This is a genomic window from Terriglobales bacterium (assembly GCA_035561515.1).
Taxonomy (GTDB): Bacteria; Acidobacteriota; Terriglobia; order Terriglobales; family Acidobacteriaceae; genus DATMXP01.
In genome coordinates this window covers 17,671-37,921 of the sequence record DATMXP010000014.1, presented here as the reverse complement: position 1 = coordinate 37,921, position 20,251 = coordinate 17,671, and the positions used below count along the sequence as shown (strand labels likewise).

The window sequence follows — 20,251 nt, the reverse complement described above, 5'->3', positions numbered from 1 at the left end:
AGAGGTGGAGGTCGACCCAGCGAGAGGCCTCCACGCGGACCCCTAGATGGCAACACCTGCAATCAGCACTGAAAAAGAACGCTCCCGTTTCAGCAGCGGACCAGCAATAGTTCTCTACATCGCCACCGCTGTTTTGCTTCTGCAACTTGCCACGGCTAACCGTTACGGATACTTCGGTGATGAGATGTACCACCTCGCCTGCGGCGAACATCTCGCCTGGGGATACGTCGACCAACCGCCGCTGATCGCAGTGATCGCCTGGCTCGTGCGCCACACCCTTGGCACTTCACTGCTGGCAATCCGTCTGGTTCCTGCTCTGGCTGGATTCTTCATCATCTGGCTCACCGGGCGCATCACCCGCGAACTCGGCGGCGGCCGTTTCGCGCAAGCGCTCGCTGCCCTTTGCGTTGCGTGTGCCGGGATTTATCTCGTTCTCAATCACCTGTTCACCATGAACGCCTTCGAGCCGCCCATCTGGATGGCTTGCGCGCTCGTGGTCATTCGGGTCATCAAGACCGGCAATCAAAGGCTATGGTTATGGTTTGGTCTGCTTGCCGGCATCGGACTTGAGAATAAGTACTCCATCGCGCTCTTCGGGTTCGGTGTCGTCCTCGGACTACTGCTCACCCCGGAGCGCAAGGCCTTCGCCCAACCCTGGATATGGATCGCCGGCCTGATCGCGTTTCTGTTATTTCTTCCCAATCTCATTTGGAACATTCAGCACGACTGGCCCTTCCTTGAACTTATGCGCAACATCAGGGCCAGTGGCCGCGACACGGTCTTCACTCCCCTCGGCTATCTGCGGGCGCAAGTCATGCTTCTCACGCCCTTCACGTTGCCGGTGTGGCTTCTCGGCGCTTTCTACTTTTTCTTCTTCAAAACCGGCAAGCCGTTTCGCGTCCTCGGATACACATTCGTCTCCGTGATCGCCTTGCTCATCGTACTTAAGGGCAAGGACTACTACGCCGGGCCGGTTTTCCCCATGGTCTTCGCCGGCGGAGCTATCGCGATTGAGCAGCTCTTCCGTCATCGCCTTTCCTGGATCAAGCCCGCGCTCGTCTCAGTGATCGTGATCGGCAGCATCCTTTCTCTGCCGATGGTCGTTCCTGTCCTCTCGCCGGAAGCTTTTCTGGCCTACCAGAGAAAATCTCCGTTCTACATTGAGCCCAGCGAAAAGAGCATGGCGCTTGAACCCATGCCGCACTATTACTCATGGAGCTTTGGATGGGAGGAGATGACACAGGCGGTTGCGAAAGCCTACAACTCGGTTCCACCGGAAGAACGCCCGGACACCGCCATTTTCGCCAACGACTTCGCGGCTGCCGGAGCAATCGACGTGCTCGGCCCAAAGTATGGGCTCCCGAAAGCCATCGGCGGCCACCAGACCTATTGGATTTGGGGACCCCGCCACTACTCCGGCAAAACCATGATCATCCTCGGCAGTTCCGTCGAACGCGCCAAACGTCGTTTCGAAGAAGTCACAGTCATGGCCGAGTTGCACCACCCTTACGCCGCGCCTTGGGAAAACCGGCCGGTTCTCCTTTGCCGCAAGCCTAAGTCTCCGGGCACGCTATCCGACTGGTGGCCGGATTTGAAGAACTGGGACTGAACACTCCCTCATCGACACAACTTGTGGAATTAGGCTGCCCGTCACTAAACTGGCTGTTCATTCAAGAAGGAGCCTGCATTCATGTCCTACGTCGCTGATTCGAAGCGTTACGAGAACCCGCAGTTCCGTCGTTGTGGCCGCTCTGGCATCCAGCTTCCACCGATCTCGCTGGGACTGTGGCAGAACTTCGGCGGTGTTGATTCCTTCGAGAACGCCCGCGCCATGCTGCGACGTGCCTTCGACCGCGGCGTCACTCACTTCGACCTCGCCAACAACTACGGCCCTCCGTACGGATCGGCAGAAGAGAACTTCGGCGTCATCTTCCACAAGGACTTCCGCCGCTACCGCAATGAGCTCATCATCTCCACTAAGGCCGGCTGGGACATGTGGCCCGGCCCTTACGGCATCGGCGCCTCGCGCAAATACCTGCTCGCATCTCTCGACGACAGCCTCAAGCGCATGGGACTCGACTACGTCGATATCTTCTACGCCCACCGCCCGTGGGCCGACACGCCGCTCGAGGAAACCATGGGTGCGCTGGCTCAAGCCGTTCGTCAGGGCAAGGCGCTCTACGTCGGCATCTCCTCATACAATCCCGACCGGACGCGCGAAGCCGAAAAGCTGCTGCGCAGCGAAGGCGTGCCGCTGCTCATTCATCAGCCCTCCTATTCCATGCTCAATCGCTGGATCGAGAAGGGCCTGCTCGATACTCTCGGCGAACTCGGCGTCGGCTGCATCGCCTTCTCGCCGATGGCGCAGGGACTGCTCACCAATAAGTATCTTCATGGTGTCCCCGAACACTCGCGCGCCAAGGGCGAAGGTTCTTTCCGAAAGAACTTCCTCAACGACGAGAATTTGCAGCACGTGCGCGCTTTGAACGAAATTGCGGTAAGTCGCGGACAAACACTCGCTCAAATGGCGATCGCCTGGGTGCTTCGTGATAAGCGTGTGACTTCAGCCCTGATCGGCTCCCGTAACGTGCAGCAACTCGACAATTCGCTGGACGCCCTGAAGAAGCTTGATTTCACCGCCGACGAGTTGAAGGCCATCGACCAGCACGCCATTGATGGTGACATCGACATCTGGCGCAATGCCCGCGAGAAGATGGCATAATCGAAGCGTCAGGCGATGAATGCACAAAGGAAAGCGGTTCGGCTTACCGATCAGCAATTTGCTCGCATAGCGCGCGCGCTGGCCGAACCGCGACGCTACCAGATCCTCACCCAGATCGGCGCCTGCACGTCTGCAATGGCGTGCAGTGACCTTCGCAAGCGGCATCGCCTGAGCGCCGCCACGCTCTCTCACCACATCAAAGAACTCGAAACTGCCGGCCTTATAGAAATCGAGCGCGAAGGAAAGTTTGCCAAGCTCATTCTGCGTCGTGACATCCTCGACGCCTACCTCGCGCGCCTGTCCAAAATATAAGCCCATCTTCCTTTCTCCTCTGCTTTTGAATCTTTTCATTTCGATGATTATCTAACTATCGAATTGTTGAAAGCGCGACGCCAGGAGGTCGCATATGAAGCAGAAAACGGAATTGGACGGCAAGGTCGCCGTTGTCACTGGGGCATCAAAGGGAATCGGTGCGGAAATCGCTCGCGCGTTGGCTTCGGCCGGCGCCTCGGTAGTGGTGAATTATGCATCCAGTCGGACCGGCGCAGATCGCGTCGTCCAGGAGATCACCAGCAGTGGCGGAAAGGCTGTTGCCATCCAGGCAGATGTCTCGAAGTCAGACGACGTACAGCGCCTCTTCACCGAAACCGTCAAAACGTTCGGTACCGTAGACGTTCTCGTCAACAATGCCGGTATCTACAAGTTCGACCCCATCGAGTCCGTCACCGAGAACGAGTTCCATCGCCAGTTCAACACCAACGTCCTTGGACTCATCCTCGCCACCCAGGAGGCTGTGAAGCGCTTTGGCCCTGACGGTGGAAGCGTCATCAACATCAGCTCGGTGATCACATCCGTCACGCCGCCCGCTTCGGCCGTCTATGCCGGGACCAAGGGCGCCGTGGACACGATCACGCGCGTGCTGGCCAAGGAGCTCGGCCCTCGCAAGATTCGTGTGAATGCCATCAACCCGGGTGGAGTCGAAACCGAAGGTGCGCACGCCGCGGGCATCATCGGCAGCGACTTTCAAAAGCACGTGGTTGCCGAAACGCCGCTTGGCCGCTTCGGCCAGCCGGGAGACATCGCTCCCGTGGCGGTCTTCCTCGCATCGCCGTCATCCGGTTGGCTGACCGGTGAAATCATCACCGCCTCCGGCGGCATGCGCTAAATTGACCTGTTCATACCTAGGCAAAGAAAAAAGGGCAGGCGCGTGGCCTGCCCTTGGTTGTTTAACCGAATTACTGAATCAGCGTTGGCGACTCGTCCTGTTCCTCTTCCGGAATCACCACTGCCGCTGCGACGCGGTCTCCAGCTTCGAGGTTCAGCAAGCGGACGCCCTGTGTCGAACGTCCTGCCGCACGAATCTGTTCCGTATCGGTGCGCAGGATCTTGCCGAACTGGCTGATCACCATCACTTCGGACTTCTCCGTAACCAGCATGATGGAGACCACCTTGCCGTTACGTTCCGTCGTCTTCACGTTGATGACGCCCTTGCCTCCGCGCGACTGCAGACGGTATTCGTCCACATCGGTGCGTTTGCCGTAGGCGTTCTCCGTGACCGAAAGAATGCGGCAGACATCCTTCTCGTCCTTGCCGTTCTTCTTCTTCGGTGATTCCTTCGGCGTGACGGCCATTCCAACGATGTAGTCCTTCTTGTCGAGGTCCATGCCGCGGACGCCGTAAGCCGGACGGCCCATTGGCCGCACGTGTTCTTCGTCGAAGCGGATCGCCAGGCCTTCATGTGACGCGAGGAAAATGATCTGGTTGCCGTCGGTGATCTGAGCGGCCACGAGTTCGTCATCCTTGTCGATGCCGATGGCGATGATTCCTCGTGACATCACGTTCGAGAAGTCTTTCAGCGGCGTTTTCTTGACCGTGCCCTTGCGGGTCACGAAGAACACGTACTCGTTCTCCTTCTCAAGATCGCGGACCGGCAGGAATGCCTTCACCGACTCGCCCGGTTGCAGCGCAACCAGGTTGCCGACGTGCTTGCCTTTTCCAGCGGCGCCGACGTCGGGGATCTCGTACACCTTCAGCCAGTACACACGGCCCGTATTGGTGAAGACCAACAGGTAGTCGTGCGTGCTGGGCACGTACAGGTGCTCGACGAAATCCTCTTCTCGCGTACTCATGCCCTTGCGGCCGGTTCCGCCGCGACGCTGCGAACGATAGGTCGTGATTGCAGTGCGCTTCAGGTAGCCGTTATGACTGATCGTGACGGCGACTTGCTCGTCGGCGATGAGGTCTTCGAGTTGGATCTCGGTGGTCTCGTCGACAATCTGGGTGCGACGCTCGTCACCGTACTGCTTCTTGATCTCCTCGAGTTCTTTAACGATGACCTTGCGCAACTTCGACTCGCTGCCAAGAATCGATTCGTATTCCGCAATCTGCTCGCGGATGTCCTTCAACTCCTTCGAGATTTCGTCGATGGAGAGACGCGTCAAACGGTGCAACTGCAATTCGAGGATCGCGTCCGCCTGACGTGCTGTGAAGGGCTTCTCCGGTTCGAGCTTTGGCGCTCGGCCCGTGGTGTTGATGTCGATCTTCTTGCCGGCGAAGTAGTTGACCAGGTTTTCACGGGCATTCGCACGATCGGCGCTGCCACGGATGATCGCAATCACGTTGTCGAGGTGATCGAGAGCGACCGTGTAGCCTTCCAAGATGTGCTCGCGGTCCTTTGCCTTCTGCAACAGGAACGCCGTCCGGCGACGCACCACATCAATACGGTGATTGACGAAGTGCTGGATCGCCTCGACCAGACCCATTTCCTTCGGCTGCCCGTTCGCAACCGCAAGGAAGATCATGCTGAAGCTTTCCTGCATCGAGGTGTGCTTGTAGAGCTGGTTAAGCACGATCTGCGCTTCGGTGCCGCGCTTCAGTTCAATCACGATGCGCATGCCTTCGCGATCGGATTCGTCGCGAACGTCGCTGATATCGTCAATCACCTTGTTGTTGACGAGTTCGGCGATGCGCTTGATGAGCGTAGCCTTGTTGACCTGGTACGGGATCTCGGTGACCACGATGGCGTTGCGCCCGCCGCTGATGTTCTCAATGGCAGCCTTGGCGCGCATGATGAAACGTCCACGGCCGTTCTTGTACGCATCGACGATGCCGCCCTTGCCGTGGATGAATCCGCCCGTCGGGAAGTCGGGGCCCTGGACGAACTTCAGCAGGTCGAGCAATCCCGCCTTCGGATTGTTGACCAGCGTGATGGTTGCGTCGACGATCTCAGTGAGATTGTGGGGCGGTATGTTCGTCGCCATACCCACGGCGATACCGTTCGCGCCATTCACGAGCAGGTTGGGAACCCTGGTCGGAAGAACCACCGGTTCCACCGTGGAGTTGTCGAAGTTCTCTGCGAAGTCGACAGTCTCCTTGTCGATGTCGGCCATTAACTCTTCAGCGATCGCCATCAGGCGGCACTCGGTGTACCGATAAGCCGCCGGGGGGTCGCCATCAACTGAGCCGAAATTGCCCTGGCCATCGATCAGCGGATAACGCATGCTCCACGGCTGTGCCAGGCGCACCAACGCGTCGTACACGGCAGAGTCGCCGTGCGGGTGATACTTCTTCAAGCACTCACCAACCACACCGGCGCACTTCATGTACTTCTTGTTATGCAGCACACCCATGTCGTGCATCGCGTAAAGGATGCGCCTGTGCACGGGCTTCAGGCCGTCGCGGATGTCCGGCAGAGCGCGACCGATGATCACCGACATCGAATAGTCGAGATACGAACGCCGCATCTCCTCTTCAATGTTGATCGGTTGGATATTCGCCGCGCCGGGTCCCATCAGGTTTCCGGCACCATCGCCACCAAGTGGAATTTGATTATTCGGATTCTGTTCGTCAGCCATAGATATTCACTAGCTCTCGGCGTATTCTGCGCACAAATCAGGCATGCGCGGAACAACTTTTCAAGCCGCACAAAAACGCCGTAACCACTTGCATTTACAGGAAGTTACGCAGTGGAAGAGCCATTGATCATTATAGCATGTGAGCACGTTTCTGCGGGCGGCTTTCAGGGCCAGAATCCTTGCCCCGGAAACGTCGAAAAAACAAGGCACCGCGCCTCTTCCCAGCCCTTCCCAAGGGCCGGTAGAGGTCTACTTGCTGGCTTGCTGCTGCTTTGTGTCCGCGTAGTAGCCGTCGCGCGCCTGAACCTTGTAGCCCTTCTCGCGGGTGATCAGCTTGATCTTGCGGTAATCGTTCCCGCCGGTGGGTTGGTCCGACGAATAGCCCAGGTTGTACTGGTTTCGCAGTTCATCCTGGATCGCGCTGTAGATCTGCGTAACATTCTGTTTTGCAGTAACCTCGAACATCCTCCCGCCGGTTTCGCGCGAGATGCGTTCCAATACTTTCTTGCCGTCTCCGTGAGAGACGCCGCCACGGCCTCCCCCTCCGGGCCATCCCGTTCCTGACCCTGGCCATCCTGAGCCACCCCGGCCCCAGGGACCTCCAATGCTGATATGGGGACGCCCACCTCGCGAACCTCCATATGCCTGCTCGTCCGAGAACAGGACTGTGTACACCACCGTGTCTGCGCGTTGTGCTGCTTCGACGGCACGGTCAATCGTGACCTTGCTTCCTTGGTCTACCCCGTCCGTCAGGATCACTAGCGCCTTACGGCCTTTTTGCTTCTGCATCAGTTCGTCCGAGGCGAGAAAGACCGAGTCATAGAAGTGCGTACCGCCACCCTGGCCCACCGGAGTTCCGGAATAATCGTGGCGACGAGGCGACGTAAGTTCGTTCAGGGCAGACTGGATCTTCAGCGGTGAGGTTGTAAGGTCTTGCAGTAGCTCCACATCGAAGTCGAACCGGATCAGGAAAGCGGAATCCCTGTCCGCCCTAAGGACGTCGTTCACGAAAGCGGCGCTCGCATCTCTTTCCTCATCAAGCACCCTTAGTTGGCTCAGGCTTGTGTCGACTAGCAGTCCCAGGGTAAGTGGCAGATCGGTCTCGCGGGTGAAGTACTTGATCACCTGCGGATGGCCGTCTTCCTCCAGCAAGAAGTCTTCTTTGGCGAGCGAGTTCACGATTCGGCCCTGCTTGTCGCGTACGGTCGCAAGTACGTTCACCACCTTCACATTCACCGAGATAGTGGGGATTTCCTGCGCAACTAGCAGTGTCGATAACAGCAACGACAAACCGGCGGCACGACTCGTCCTGAACATCGCCTTCCCTTGGCCTTAACAGGCAAACACAACCGCCCGCGAATAGTCTCGTAATGCCTTTTTTGCCCACTTTCTTGGCCGATCACAACCCGCGGTTAAAATTCATGGATCAAACGAAACTAAGAAGATTCGGATGCGTCGCGAGCCGGCGTATCCGTGGTATGGGCCAAATGTTTCGTGTGGGGAAAAACAATCCAGAGTACATGTCGGTGTTGACCGGAGTAGTCGCCTGTCTTTTCAACGAGCTTCAACATCCCAAATTAAGCCACCCCACCGCCAAGGAACTCACCGACTGGCTGCACCATGTCAGCCTCGAAGAAGTGCAGGCAGCCTTGGACAGAGTTTTGGAGCAGAAAGAAGCGAAATCTAACGACGCACAGTCAGGGACCTAAGCGAGAACATCTGGCTAGGCTTCGGGAACGTAGCCGGCCGGAAGCGTGAATTCGACTCCGCGTTCCTCGTTCTTTTGAACGGTCTTCTTCAGATCCAGTTCCGCAAGTTTGATCTTGTGCGAGGTATACGTCCCAATTTCGTAGAGCGTATCGCCTACGATCGCGAAGTTCCGGATCTCTTTCTCCCGACCATCTTTGTAGATGACGAGTAGCGGAATTGGCTCTGGTTCCGCGAAGCCTGCTCCAGCGCGACTCTCTTGCTCTCGATTCTCGCTCTGGGCAGCCTCTTTCGCCTGTGAGGCTGTTTCTTCTCCGACTGGCGTCGGGTTCGGCGCAGGCCGCACGTTCGATCCCCTGTCAAACACGGTCAGTGCCGGACGCTCCGGTTGCGCCGGTTCCTCATTTACGTACTCTGGAGCTACGTACTCTGGCTCGGGAGCGACAGCCATGGGATACGTGTACGCGTACGGGTATACATATCCCCCGTAATAGTACCCGCCATAGTAGTTCCCGCGGTTATGACCGTTATGGCCGCCCCGGTGATTTCCTCTCTGGCCGCGCGGACCCTGAGGTGACGGAACCATAGTCCGGAAGTTCTGATGACCGGTAAACCCGCGGGGTCCTAGCGAGGTGATGCTGGCTCCAACTCCAAAAGTTGAAGGACCATTTCCTGTGGTGGAAGTAATCGAGGGTGGCACTCCGCGCACTTGGGCGAACAGTACGCCGGAACTAAGTACAAGGATGGCTAGCGCCCGCTTCACGGTTCCCGCTCCAAAGTTAATGATACTCCCGAATCGAGCAGCCGAGATGACTTTACCTATCACCTAGATAACCCGAAAGTCGCGGTACTGTTCCGCAAAAGAATAGCCCCGGCACGCGGCCGGGGCTGAAGGGAGGCAATTCTTACCAGGTCAATTTCAGTGCGAACTGGAACTGGCGCGGATCGAACGCCGCGGTCGGCTGACCCGCGCTCGTGTACAGCGGGTTCACGTCGGCCACGTTGAAGGTGTTGATCAGGTTGAAGACGTCCATGATGCCCTCGAGCTTCAGCCGCTCCGTGAGGTTCATCCGCTTCGCCACGCGCAGGTCCGTGAAATACGTCCACGGCTTGACGCCCGTGTTGCGGCCCAGGTTACCCGTGTACTGACCGGCGAAGTCGCAGGGCAGTTGGAAGTACCCGGTCGGCGAGTACTCGGAAGGCACAACCGGATCGCCACAGGCATTCGTCGCCGTGCCAGCCGGAACCGCGTTCGGGCGGTCTGTGCCGGTGCTGAGATCATGGTTGCGATCCGTGAACGTCACGATGTTGAAAGGACGACCCGAGCTGATTTCAATCACCGGAGCAATCGTCCAGTCGTTGAAGAAGCGCTTCCATCCGGAATTCGACAGCTTGCCCGTATCGTACACGCTGCTGAACACCAACCGGTGCCGCTGGTCGAAGAGCGAATTGCCCCGCTCCAGATACGGGCGGAAGCTGTCCTGCGGCGACAACGGAGACTGAAGGTCGGTGCCGTCGTCGATCGCGTGCGACCAGGTGTACGAGAACAAGAACTCGTAGTTCTTGCGCATGCGCTTCTTCACATTGGCCGTGAAGCCGTGGTACACCGACGTGCCGTCCGAGAAGTTGGCCGGCATATCGCTGAACGGAACCGTTACGCCAAGTCCGAGCCCGTACTCCTGTAGCAGGTTCCCTGCGTTCGGAAGCCCGGTATTAGCCGCGCAGGGTGCCACCGGAGAGGCCGCTGCCGTAAGCGACGGGTTAATTCCCGACGGGCGGAAGAAGCTCATCAGCGCCGCAGGCTGGAAGTTGCCATATTGCTGGACAAGCGCGTTCACGGTATTCGCCGGAACGCCCAGTCCGACCAGCATCGCCGGGCAGATACCGATCAACTCGGGAGCTGCCAGTTGCCCACGCAGGGTGGCTTGCGCGTTGGCGGGCAACGACGGCAACAGAGCATTGATCACATTGCGCGCCCGGAAGTAGTTCTGGAACAGCAGGTCTGTGCGCACCGGATTTACGTTGATCGGCCGGTTAAGGTGACGCCCGCCGTTGTAGTTGTACTCGAGGCTGAGCGACATATCGCGCATGATTTCATGCTCATATGTCAGGTTCGCCTGGTGCGAGTACCCGTACTCGAAGTTCTTTGCGACCGGGAATCCAAACGGCTGCAGTACGAGCGGCACGCCTGCCGTCAGGTAGTTCTGGTTGGTGAAGAGCGACTGAGTGCCCGGAGTGGGATCAAACCGCTGCTGACCTTGCAGGTACGTGAACGGAGCAAGGTTGGCGGCGGGGCAAGCCGCAACTGCCTGTCCCTGGCTGTTCACCGTCCCCGGGAAGCCCTGGAACACGTTCGACGCGTTCAAGCTGCATCCACCCGGAGATCCCGGGAACAGCACGATCTGCGGTGCCTGCGTTCCGTCAGCAACGTCCGAGTCGAACGCCAGCGCCAGCAGTGGGTGATCGTAGAACATGCCGTACGACGCGCGAACAACCGTCTTGCCATCGCTCCATGGATCCCATGCGAACCCGATGCGCGGCGCAACGTTGTTGTTGTCGCGGGGAATACCCTGCGTGATGCCGAGCGCGTCCTGTGCCGTCTGCGACATCGCATTCACTGCTGCAAACTCCGGCGTGAACTCAACGTCATACCGGACACCGTAGTTCATCGTCAGGTTCGAACGTAGACGCCACGAGTCCTGCAGGAACACGCCCAGCGTTTTGTTCTTAAATTCATCGTGCGGATTGCCAACGCCCTGAATGTACGCCGCCGGAATACCCAGCCCGTAGGCCTGTACCGGCGAGAATCCCGGCACCGAGATTCCTGCGATCGAGGTAATCGGATTGCCACTCGTGTCGGTCATCAACTGCCCCGCAGCTAGGCTGCCAAAGTTGTAGAGGCCGCCGAAGTTGACCGTGAAGTCTGCCGTCAGCGGCAGGTAGTTGACGTCGCCACCGAACTTGATGGTGTGGCTGCCCTTAGTCCATGTGAAGTTGTCGAGGAACTGGTAGCGCTCCTCGGTGCGGTTCACGTACGAGAACGGCTCACGTCCCCAGAACCCATAACCCGCCATGTTAACGGCAACGTTGCTTCCGCCCGGACCCGATGAGTAGTTGTAGCGAAGTCCGCGACGCGCATACTGGAACCGGAACTCGTTCACCTTGTTATTGCCGAGGACCATCGTGTCCTGGGCAGTCACGTTGAAGTCGCGATACTGCTGCTCCGACGTACGCGACCAGGCGTTCTGACCGAAGTTCTGCGGACCCTGCGCGTTCACCTGGATACCCGTCGCCGTGCTCGGGCTTACTCCCACGCGCACGTTGAAGTTGTTCGCGGCGCTGAAACGGTGATCCAGCCGCAAAGAGTAAAGGCTCGTTTCTTCCCTGACCGGGAAGTTGCCAATCAGCGACTGCATGCCCACGAACGACGCCGGTAACTGCGCGCCGCTGGTGGGGAACATCGTCAGGCTTGGAGTCACGCCATAACGGGCTGCCAGCGCGCCCGCCATCGTCGCGGAAGGCAACTGGCGGTTCACGCCGAGCCCTGCTCCTCCGCCTGCGAGCACCACATAGTTACCCATGAAGCTTGCTACCGACGCATTCCCGGCGGCAATCGGGGCGATCTGGCTCACGAACGCAGCCTGGGCCGGCGTCAGCATTACGTTCCCGAACGGAAGTCCCACTGCGGCCGTGTTGAAGTTCACCAGGTTGAAGTTGTTCTGCCCAATCGTAGAGAAGCCTGACTCCCGGCGCCGTGTCGCTTCATAAGAGAAGTAGTAGAAGGTGCGGTCCTTGATAATCGGGCCGCCCGCGGCCACACCGGCCTGGTACCGCGTGTACGCAGGGTCTGCCGTGGTCGAGAAATACGGCTTCGCCTGGATGTTGCGGTTTCTCAGGTATCCAAATGCCGTTCCGTGGAAATCATTTGTCCCTGAGCGCGTGATGATGTTCACCACGCCGCCCGAAGCGCGCCCGTACTCGGCGTTGTAGCCATTCGTGATGATCTGGAATTCCTGTACCGCTTCCTGCGACACCGTCGAGCGAATACCATTCGTCGAGTTGTCGACCGCGTCCGCGCCGTCCACGTTCACCAGGTTCGAACGTGCGCGCTGTCCGCTGAAATTCAATCCGGAAGTCGGGGCCGCGCCGATGGAAGGCGCCGTGTCGCGCGCGATCTTCGAATCCGTCAGCGCAAATTGGATGTAGTTACGACCATTGATCGGCAGGTTGTCGATGCGCACCTGGTCGACCGTGGTGTTGGCAGACGTCACCTGTGTCTGGATTAGTTCCGCTTCGCCGCTGACGTTCACCGTCTCGCTCACCGACGCCAGTTGCAGCGTCACTGGCAACTCAGCCCGCTGGCCGACAGTGATCGTCACATTGCTGATCGTTGTCTTCGCGAACCCGGCGGCGTCCACGATTACCTGATACTGTCCAGGCGGAAGTAGCAGAAATTGGTATTCGCCCTCGGTGTTTTCCTTCGAAGCCCGCTCGAAGTTCCTCGCCTCATTGCGGACGGTTACATTGGCGCTTCTAACCACCGCGCCTTTCGGATCTTTCACCGCAACGTGCAGTTCTGCGGTTGCTGCCGACTGAGCCATCATCCCGACTGGCACAAGCAGGCAAATCGCCAAGATCCCGATAAAGCTGAGAATACCCTTCATCCCTTTCCACCTTTCGCAACCGCCAACCAAGGCGGCGACACTCCTGTCGTTGCTGGACACCAAAGAGCTAACGATTCGTCCTACCCCACATCTATTTCGCGAATGGGATTCGCGCAGAAAAAACGCGGCTTCTGTAAGTAGCTGCGGTGCTAGGTTTTACACCACTGGCGGTGCAACTTGCAAGCAATGAAAGTGGCAATACTAGTCCCAAAACGGGAAACTCAAAATGGTCGCGGAAAATCAGTTTCTGCTTGGCAGGAAATGGCTCACTGAGGAATCTTGAAAGTAACACTACTACCGGTCGCAACCGCTAGATTTCAATCCCCGAACGCGCTTCCGACGTTGTTCTCGTCGCCCATGTCATGCGCGGTGTGTTGTGCGAGATCCCAAACCGTCCCTTCGCATCCAGCACGATCATTCCACCGTGCCCGTTCAGCCGGTTCTTCAGGTACGTGATCGCGTCCTTCGCCGCCTGTTGCGGCGTCGATCCCGCACGAATCTGGTCCGCCGCCCACTTTGCGATCACCAGCTTCATCATCGGCTCGCCCCACCCGGTGGTTGAAACCGCGCCCGACTCGTTATCGGCGTAGCAGCCGCAGCCGATCAGCGACGAATCCCCCACCCGTCCGGGCGTCTTGTTTAATGTCCCGCCCGTCGAAGTCGCACCGGCCAGGTTCCCATCCTTGTCGAGCGCAACGGCTCCCACCGTATCGCTCGGAAACTCTTGCGACGCGAAGATCTCGTGGACTTCTCCCTTTTCCGCCTTCGCCTGGGCGACCTTCAGCAATTCGACCTCGCGCGGAACCACCAGCTCGGAGTTATCGATCAACTCAATCCCATGCTTCTCCGCAAATCGCTCGGCTCCTTCCGCCACCAGGTACACGTGAGGACTATCCTCCAGCACCTTTCGTGCCGCCTTGATCGCGTTGCGGATATGCTCCACGCATCCCACGCCTCCAGCCCGCAACGTGCCGCCGCACATGATCATTGCATCCAGTTGCACCCTGCCATCCGAGTTCAGGAAGCTGCCCCGTCCGGCGTCGAAGGTCGGGTCGTCTTCCATGACAACGACGGCTGCTTCTACCGCCTCGATAGCGGTGCCTCCGCGTTCAAGCACACGCCAACCGGCGGCTTGAGCGTTACGAACTCCATTTAAATGTGCTTCGACTTGATCGTCAGGGATGGCCCAGGCTCCACCGTGGACCAGGAGTACTGGCTTGTTCGACAAGGGAGCTACCTCAATAAGTACGGTCCGCGCGACGGACTACATATCATAGCAGTGCCCCCGAACCGCCCCGCTGTGAGCGCCATCTCGTCCCCTCGTGCGCCATAACCTAAGGAAATCGGCTAACATTACAGACTCTCCCCTGTGACGAACCGCCTCCTCCAATTCGCTGGGGTCTTTCTGCTCTTTGCGGGGCTAACCGCGTGCGGCGGAATCTCGGCCAACCTGCAGACCGCTGCCGCCTCGAGCGCAGCCTCATCGACTGCGGAGCGGCCCACGCTCACCTACTCCAGCGCGCACTTCGTGTTTCATTACACTTCGCTTGATTCCAGCAACATCTCGGGCACCGCCTCGAAGCTGGAGGCCGAATACTCGCGCATCCTTTCCGACTTCGGCACCGACTCTATGCCCAAGGTCCATGTCACCCTGTACCCGGACCATCGCCAACTCGAACTCGCCACCACGGCCCTTGCCGGATACATCCCCTCCTGGACCGCCGGGCTTGTCACCTCCCCGACCGCCATCCACATGATGTCGCCCAACCTCTCCGAGTGGGGTGGCTATGACATCATGATCGGCAACCTCTTGCACGAGTTCGCCCACTGCGTCTCGTTGCAGATCAATGGCTCCATCGCGAACCATCCGCGTTGGCTTTGGGAAAGCGTGGCCATCTACGAAGCCGGACAACTCGTGCCTCCGCGCCGTGTCGACTACATGAAGGCCCACAACCCGCCGTCGTTTTCGGAGCTGAATTCCATAGACGATACCCGCACCTACCAGGTCGGGTTCACCATCGTCGAGTACGTCATGCAGGAGTTCGGAAAAGAAAAGTTGCGGGAACTCATCGTCCGGAACGGCGACACCCAGACCGTGCTGGGCGTCGCGCAATCGGACTTTGAACGTCAATGGTTTGAGTGGGTGCGCCGCAAGTACAGCATCTGATTAAATAGCTTGCAGTATCTTCGGCAACTCGTGCGACACGCGAACATCTTTTCCCGCCACCTTGATCAGCGTGCATTCGTGTCCGAAGCCCAGCGCGTATTTCAGCGTCGGGTAGATCTGCCCCGCAGTCGCCGCGTACGCCAGCGTGATCACCGCCCGGTCGCCCCACTTTTGCCGGATCTCTTCCCGTAACACATCCGCTTCCAGGCTGCGCGCCAGTGCAGCTTCGATGAACTTCACCACCAACTGCACGTCATAAGTCATGGCGTCCCAGTCTTTGGTCAGCACCGCATGAATCGTCGTCGGTGCTACGCCGGCCCGCTCGGCCCACGTCACCACCAGTTGCGTGCATGGTCCGCAATCCGCGCGCAGAACCGACGTAATCTTCGCGGCATAGTAGGCGTCGCGCGGAACGTCTTCGTGGTGGGTTGCGAAACCCTGGATTTTTCCCAGCTTCCACAATGCCGACGGCGAGTGCTCCACGATGTACCGGGTATAGCTGCCGTCATAACCGTTCTGCCGCTCAAACCTCGCAATCGCCATCTTCAGGATCTTCTTCAGCATGCTTTCCCTCTCTTCAATGGCGAAGACGTAGAACGCTCTTTATCTGTGACGGCGCCAGTAAAAGAAAAATTTCTGCGATAATCTGTCACAACCGCGGCGCACAGCCGTCTGAATCTTGTGGGGACAGAACGGGCTCAAATCACCGGACCAGGCAACGATTTCCGCGTGACGGAATTCGAGCGCCATCGTGCGCGACTCTTCGGACTCGCCTATCGCATGCTCGGCGTGCGCGCCGAAGCCGAAGACATCGTGCAGGAAACCTACTTGCGCTGGCACGCCGCCGACCATGACGCCCTGCGCTCTCCGGAAGCGTGGCTTGTCACCGTCGCAACGCGCCTGTCGATCGACCGCCTTCGCGCCCTCGAAATCGACCGCGTGTCTTACCTGGGTGAGTGGCTGCCCGAACCGATTGTCGAGAACGATCCCGGCGGCCCAATCCAACTCCGCGACGACATCTCGCTGGCCTTCCTCTACGTGCTCCAGCGCTTAGGTCCCGAAGAACGCGCCGCCTTCCTGCTGCACGATGTCCTCGATTCCGATTACGCCACCATCGCCAACGCACTCGGCAAGTCCGAAGCCGCCATCCGGCAGATGGTCCACCGCGCGCGGGAACGTGTACGCAACGACCGTCCGCGTTACGACGTCAGCGCCGACCAGCATCGCGCTCTTGTCGGACGCTTCGTCAAGGCCGTCGAGGCCGGAGACGAAAACGCCCTCATGGCCCTCTTCGCCGAGAACGCCACCTGGACCGCCGACGGTGGAGGCAAAGCCGCTGCCTCCGTCAACGTCCTTCACGGCAACACGATCCTGACGAAGTTCCTGATGGGCATACGCCCGAAGATCCCGCTCGATTTATCCGTCGAGTTCGCGATAGTGAATGGCACTCCGGGCCTGTTCCTCCGCTCCGGCGGAAAGCCCTTCGCCGCTTACTCATTTGAAACCGACGGCGAAAAGATCACCGGCGTGTATGTGGTGGTGAATCCGGATAAGCTGGCTGCGTTGAACTAAGAATGATTTACAACCTATCACGTTCTCGCAGCATGGATAGGTAAGATAGAACCGTTCCAAGCAGGGCAAATGGAAGAGAATCAATCGCCGCGGTAATGAGTGGTTTTCGAACTCGATGAAACTCCGGATTCCACCGCCGCAGTCCAACGAAATGGAGCCAAAGGACCAGCGCGACGTAGAGAATTAAGAAGTTCCGAAGAAGTCGTAACCGAATCGTTTTGAAGCGTAACGGACGTGCGAACCTTTTAGGGAAATCCCGAGTGAAGTGCACGAGGCCTGACACAATTCTTCGAGCTAAGCTGGCCTCGTTCGCGGTTTCAAACATTTGACACTCTGCTTTCTCGGCTCCTTCGCGCTCTCTGCGTGGAGACCAATAACGCCAATCAAAGTTAATCGCCATCGTCCGCCAACCGAGGCCTAAAGGGCGCACACCTTCTGTGCTGTCCCAATCTGGGATTCCGTATTTCGCGAACCCGCACGATAAGGCCACGCTTTCGCAAAGAGATGAGCTAAAGTGTAGGCGTGTTCAAGGAGAACACCACCCGTAGTCTGCGCCAGCCGAGGATTCTGTGTTCATGAAACTGATGGATGTTCTTGCCTCAGTCTCCATAGCCTTGCTGGCTTTGATCTTCGGAACGTACCGAAACAGAGACGACGTTCCGCAGCAGTTTACGCTTTATGTAGCTGTGTTAGGAGTTGTGATGTATGTCTGGCCAGTTTGCAGAGCTTTGTTAAAGAAGACCCCGACAAAGCTTGCACTGGCAATTACGGCGATTCTAACTCTAGGTTCAACGCTGTTTGGCCCACGAGCCTTGTCATTTTCTTCTACAAGCGAATCGTTCTTTTTCAGCCTACCTTTGGCTTGCTTTGCGATCCTGCCTAACCGTCTGCCAAAGTTCATACCAATTCTGGGAGTCGTGGTGTGTCTGTTGGTGATCCTCCTGCAATCTTCCTGGGGCACACCACGCGAGATTCATGCGGTTATAAAACTGCTTGTATTTATTGTCTTGGCGCCACTAATCATTTGGTACGTCGCTAACCGTCGCAGGGTTTGGAGTGACGCTTAGACGTCTGTGCTGTCCCAATCTGGGATTCCAGATTTCTCGAACCCGCACGATAAAGCCATGCTTTCGCAAATAGATGAGGTAAAGTGTCGGCGTGCTAAAGGAAGATTGTCTGCGCCACCCGCGAGGAGCACCCGGGTGCGGCAAATAAGGCTTCGACTAGTGCTACCCATCATCGCGGTTCTGTTTGCCGGGATTCTCTTTGAGCTCGGTAGGCGTGAGACGGGACCACCGGGTCTTGATCTCTTTGCGCCAACTGCAAACATGTTTTGTTATGGCGTGAATGCTCCAGCAGTACTGTTGACGATCCCATACAACTTGCTTGTTCAATGGTACGTTGACAGGCAGGTAATCATGCCTTGGTTTAATTGGAGACTCCTTGGTTTCTTTTCCTCGGACTGGGTCTTCTTCTTAGCTGTAGCGCTAACTTGGTTCCTAGTCGGTCGCGAGTTGGATCGGTACCGCTATTCGAAATCTGTACCCTCCGCGAGATTTGGTATCCGGAATCTTCTCGTAAGTGCATTATTAACGTCTGCCGGGTTGTACTTAGCCTACGCGGCGGTGTTCGAGATCTGGGGACAGCCAGGCAACAACCCACTCGGCAACAAGGTAGAAGCAATACTTTTCCTTACTTGGTCGCTTTTGCTATTAATCAGAGCGCTTCTGGGGCCTAGAATTCGACATTTGGGCTGGTGGAGCACATGATGGGTCAGTTATACAGCTTCGGCTGGTGGGGGCGGGTGGCCCACGTAGCGCACCAGCTATACGGCTTCCGTGCCCCACCTTAACGTCTCGTCTTTTGAGACGTTAAGGGCCTGCCCTGAGCGAAGCCGAAGGGTGGGAGACCACTGCACTCCCTTCCCGGAGGGTTGCCGGTCACCGACACGAACGCGCACGTTCACTACCCTTTCTCCCATGACCCGAGGCCTCGTCCGGTTTCAGCAGTCCGGTCAACACCACTTTCTAACCTTCAGTTGTTACCGGCGTCAGACGAACTTCTCGGGCCCAAGCTATACGACCTGTCTTTCATTGCGCTGCATTTCGGGCCGGTCGAGCTCGAATCGGAATGGACAGCACGCGAGCGTGAGACCAAAATCACTGGCAGTCGGGAACGGATATTTCTCTGTCCCCCCGATTAACTCATGCGAGACGCAGGATCAACAGCACAACCGCTCTGGGAGCGGAGTGCAGTGGACTCCCACCTTAACGTCCCAAACGGCGGGACGTGAAGGTGGGGCACGAAAACTCCGGAGTTAAGTGAAACATGGGCCACCAGCCCTCCCTGTAACTATGAGGAACCTTATGTCAACAAACGACGATTCCACCTTCACCGGTTCGTTGCTGCAGTTCAGGTACATCCGATGGCTTTATGAGGGTTCTCTATCACTCCTGTTAGCTTGGATGTTTATTTGGGTCAACCGAACAAGGGGATTTGGTCATACAGGAGGACTTTTTGATCGTGCTGGACAGGTCAAGATATTTCCGTATTGGGAAAGGTCAAATCTACTGAGCTATCTCTATTGGCACCGCATCATCAATGATAATGGGCTTGTTCTAGAGCAGGTAAGCTGGTCCTTTCTTCTGGCCAGCATGATTTTCCTTATCCTTCGCGCTCCGGTGTGCGTCAATCTTATGAGCACTATTTTGCGAACAGTTGGAGGCGCTTTAGCCGTCTTTGGGTTCCCATTCTTCTATTTAGTCGATCTCTACTCTCTCTCGCACAGCCTTCTTCTTGATACGGTGCGTATCACCATGTTTCCACTTCTTGTCTGGCTGGAACTAATATTTGTATTGGCTGGTGCGATAGTGATTTATCTTCAGAGACGGCGAATCGCGACTTACTTGACGATTGCTTTTCTCGTTCTTCACTTTTCCTTTTGGGGTTGGCTCACGCACAACTATGTCAATCCACTCTCCCTGATTCGCACTTATCAAATGCAGGGGTATCACATCTGGAGCCCAGGACTTTGGATCTCAGCCACTTTTTACTTTGGCTTTCCTATGTTTGGCTTGTTTGCCAGTTTGCTCTGGGTCTTATTTGTGAAGTATTCATCAAAATCCGCAGGGCGGGTTGCCGAACCTTCGCGTTAGCAATGACTTGGGTGGCCCGGTCCTTTCGGCGTTTTGTGCCGAAAGGGGCGACTGGTGGCCCACCTAACACACTAGCTATACGGCTTCCGTGCCCCACCTTCACGTCTCGTCTTTTGAGACGTTAAGGGCCTGTCCTGAGCGAAGCCGGACTACCGCCGGCGTTCACCCCGAGTTCTTTCCCATTCACTCTCTGTGTCTCTGCGTCTCTGTGGTCATCTTTTTGTTCCATTTCGGCACAATCCGCTCCAAACGATGTCAAGGGGGTCACCACACCCTTTTCCCCGTATCCCGCTGAAAACACTCGCAAAATAAATTTCAAAACCTTGGCATGTTGCCCCCACCCAAATTGCTATCCTGAAAATGTAGGTGGTTTTGGCTTTGTCATTCTGAGTTCTGAGGCGAAGCCGAAC

At 57.4% G+C, this 20,251-nt stretch carries 15 protein-coding genes; 9 read left to right on the top strand and 6 right to left on the bottom strand.

The features are described from left to right. Nucleotides 1-46: 46 nt before the first annotated feature. From VN577_05260 to VN577_05245, 4 genes are all read left to right on the top strand, one after another. Complete coding sequence (locus tag VN577_05260; protein ID HWR14212.1) at nucleotides 47-1,609, top strand: glycosyltransferase family 39 protein; 1,563 nt, start codon at nucleotides 47-49, stop codon at nucleotides 1,607-1,609. An 81-nt stretch (nucleotides 1,610-1,690) separates the two neighbouring features. Next, nucleotides 1,691-2,722 carry an L-glyceraldehyde 3-phosphate reductase gene (gene mgrA, locus VN577_05255; GenBank protein ID HWR14211.1) on the top strand — a complete coding sequence of 344 codons (1,032 nt, stop codon included), beginning with the start codon at nucleotides 1,691-1,693 and terminating at the stop codon, nucleotides 2,720-2,722. A 15-nt stretch (nucleotides 2,723-2,737) separates the two neighbouring features. Next, on the top strand, nucleotides 2,738-3,034 hold the full coding sequence (locus VN577_05250; GenBank protein HWR14210.1) for a helix-turn-helix domain-containing protein: 297 nt from the start codon (nucleotides 2,738-2,740) through the stop codon (nucleotides 3,032-3,034). A 94-nt stretch (nucleotides 3,035-3,128) separates the two neighbouring features. Next, nucleotides 3,129-3,887 (top strand): glucose 1-dehydrogenase, encoded by a 759-nt coding sequence (locus VN577_05245; GenBank protein HWR14209.1) that lies wholly within the window; start codon nucleotides 3,129-3,131, stop codon nucleotides 3,885-3,887. A 70-nt stretch (nucleotides 3,888-3,957) separates the two neighbouring features. Here the strand turns inward: VN577_05245 and gyrA are convergent, their stop codons facing one another. Further along, the gene (gyrA, locus tag VN577_05240) at nucleotides 3,958-6,576 is read right to left on the bottom strand and encodes a DNA gyrase subunit A (protein ID HWR14208.1); all 2,619 of its coding nucleotides are present in this window, start codon (nucleotides 6,574-6,576) and stop codon (nucleotides 3,958-3,960) included. Between the two features lie 249 nt (nucleotides 6,577-6,825). Then, the gene (locus VN577_05235) at nucleotides 6,826-7,893 is read right to left on the bottom strand and encodes a VWA domain-containing protein (protein ID HWR14207.1); all 1,068 of its coding nucleotides are present in this window, start codon (nucleotides 7,891-7,893) and stop codon (nucleotides 6,826-6,828) included. Nucleotides 7,894-7,997: 104 nt separating this feature from the next. Between VN577_05235 and VN577_05230 the strand changes: the two genes are divergently transcribed. Beyond that, nucleotides 7,998-8,285, top strand: a complete 288-nt coding sequence (locus VN577_05230) for a hypothetical protein (protein ID HWR14206.1) — start codon at nucleotides 7,998-8,000, stop codon at nucleotides 8,283-8,285. Between the two features lie 14 nt (nucleotides 8,286-8,299). On the opposite strand, the gene VN577_05225 is transcribed toward VN577_05230, so the two are convergent. From VN577_05225 to VN577_05215, 3 genes are all read right to left on the bottom strand, one after another. Further along, the gene (locus VN577_05225; protein ID HWR14205.1) at nucleotides 8,300-9,046 is read right to left on the bottom strand and encodes a hypothetical protein; all 747 of its coding nucleotides are present in this window, start codon (nucleotides 9,044-9,046) and stop codon (nucleotides 8,300-8,302) included. A gap of 142 nt (nucleotides 9,047-9,188) precedes the next feature. Beyond that, nucleotides 9,189-12,947 (bottom strand): TonB-dependent receptor, encoded by a 3,759-nt coding sequence (locus tag VN577_05220; protein ID HWR14204.1) that lies wholly within the window; start codon nucleotides 12,945-12,947, stop codon nucleotides 9,189-9,191. Between the two features lie 310 nt (nucleotides 12,948-13,257). After that, entirely contained in the window at nucleotides 13,258-14,175 is a 918-nt protein-coding gene (locus tag VN577_05215; GenBank protein HWR14203.1) for an isoaspartyl peptidase/L-asparaginase, read from the bottom strand. 141 nt (nucleotides 14,176-14,316) lie between these two features. Between VN577_05215 and VN577_05210 the strand changes: the two genes are divergently transcribed. Further along, on the top strand, nucleotides 14,317-15,114 hold the full coding sequence (locus VN577_05210; protein HWR14202.1) for a hypothetical protein: 798 nt from the start codon (nucleotides 14,317-14,319) through the stop codon (nucleotides 15,112-15,114). Here VN577_05210 and VN577_05205 read toward each other — a convergent pair whose 3' ends face one another. Next, nucleotides 15,115-15,678, bottom strand: coding sequence for a hypothetical protein (locus VN577_05205; protein ID HWR14201.1), 564 nt, complete (start codon nucleotides 15,676-15,678; stop codon nucleotides 15,115-15,117). It lies immediately after the preceding gene. 165 nt (nucleotides 15,679-15,843) lie between these two features. On the opposite strand from VN577_05205, the gene sigJ reads away from it, so the two are divergent. The 3 genes from sigJ (at nucleotide 15,844) to VN577_05190 (ending at nucleotide 19,841) form a co-directional block, all read left to right on the top strand. After that, nucleotides 15,844-16,686, top strand: coding sequence for an RNA polymerase sigma factor SigJ (sigJ, locus tag VN577_05200; protein HWR14200.1), 843 nt, complete (start codon nucleotides 15,844-15,846; stop codon nucleotides 16,684-16,686). 575 nt (nucleotides 16,687-17,261) lie between these two features. Beyond that, the gene (locus VN577_05195) at nucleotides 17,262-17,753 is read left to right on the top strand and encodes a hypothetical protein (GenBank protein ID HWR14199.1); all 492 of its coding nucleotides are present in this window, start codon (nucleotides 17,262-17,264) and stop codon (nucleotides 17,751-17,753) included. A 1,299-nt stretch (nucleotides 17,754-19,052) separates the two neighbouring features. Then, entirely contained in the window at nucleotides 19,053-19,841 is a 789-nt protein-coding gene (locus VN577_05190; protein HWR14198.1) for a hypothetical protein, read from the top strand. The last annotated feature ends 410 nt before the right edge of the window (nucleotides 19,842-20,251 follow it).

What these genes read in the sequence shown, in the direction of transcription:
- VN577_05260 (HWR14212.1), top strand. Translation starts at nt 47, where the DNA reads ATGGCAACACCTGCAATCAGCACTGAAAAAGAACGCTCCCGTTTCAGC.
- mgrA (HWR14211.1), top strand. Translation starts at nt 1,691, where the DNA reads ATGTCCTACGTCGCTGATTCGAAGCGTTACGAGAACCCGCAGTTCCGT.
- VN577_05250 (HWR14210.1), top strand. Translation starts at nt 2,738, where the DNA reads ATGAATGCACAAAGGAAAGCGGTTCGGCTTACCGATCAGCAATTTGCT.
- VN577_05245 (HWR14209.1), top strand. Translation starts at nt 3,129, where the DNA reads ATGAAGCAGAAAACGGAATTGGACGGCAAGGTCGCCGTTGTCACTGGG.
- gyrA (HWR14208.1), bottom strand. Translation starts at nt 6,576, where the DNA reads ATGGCTGACGAACAGAATCCGAATAATCAAATTCCACTTGGTGGCGAT.
- VN577_05235 (HWR14207.1), bottom strand. Translation starts at nt 7,893, where the DNA reads ATGTTCAGGACGAGTCGTGCCGCCGGTTTGTCGTTGCTGTTATCGACA.
- VN577_05230 (HWR14206.1), top strand. Translation starts at nt 7,998, where the DNA reads ATGGATCAAACGAAACTAAGAAGATTCGGATGCGTCGCGAGCCGGCGT.
- VN577_05220 (HWR14204.1), bottom strand. Translation starts at nt 12,947, where the DNA reads ATGAAGGGTATTCTCAGCTTTATCGGGATCTTGGCGATTTGCCTGCTT.
- VN577_05205 (HWR14201.1), bottom strand. Translation starts at nt 15,678, where the DNA reads ATGCTGAAGAAGATCCTGAAGATGGCGATTGCGAGGTTTGAGCGGCAG.
- VN577_05195 (HWR14199.1), top strand. Translation starts at nt 17,262, where the DNA reads ATGAAACTGATGGATGTTCTTGCCTCAGTCTCCATAGCCTTGCTGGCT.
- VN577_05190 (HWR14198.1), top strand. Translation starts at nt 19,053, where the DNA reads ATGTCAACAAACGACGATTCCACCTTCACCGGTTCGTTGCTGCAGTTC.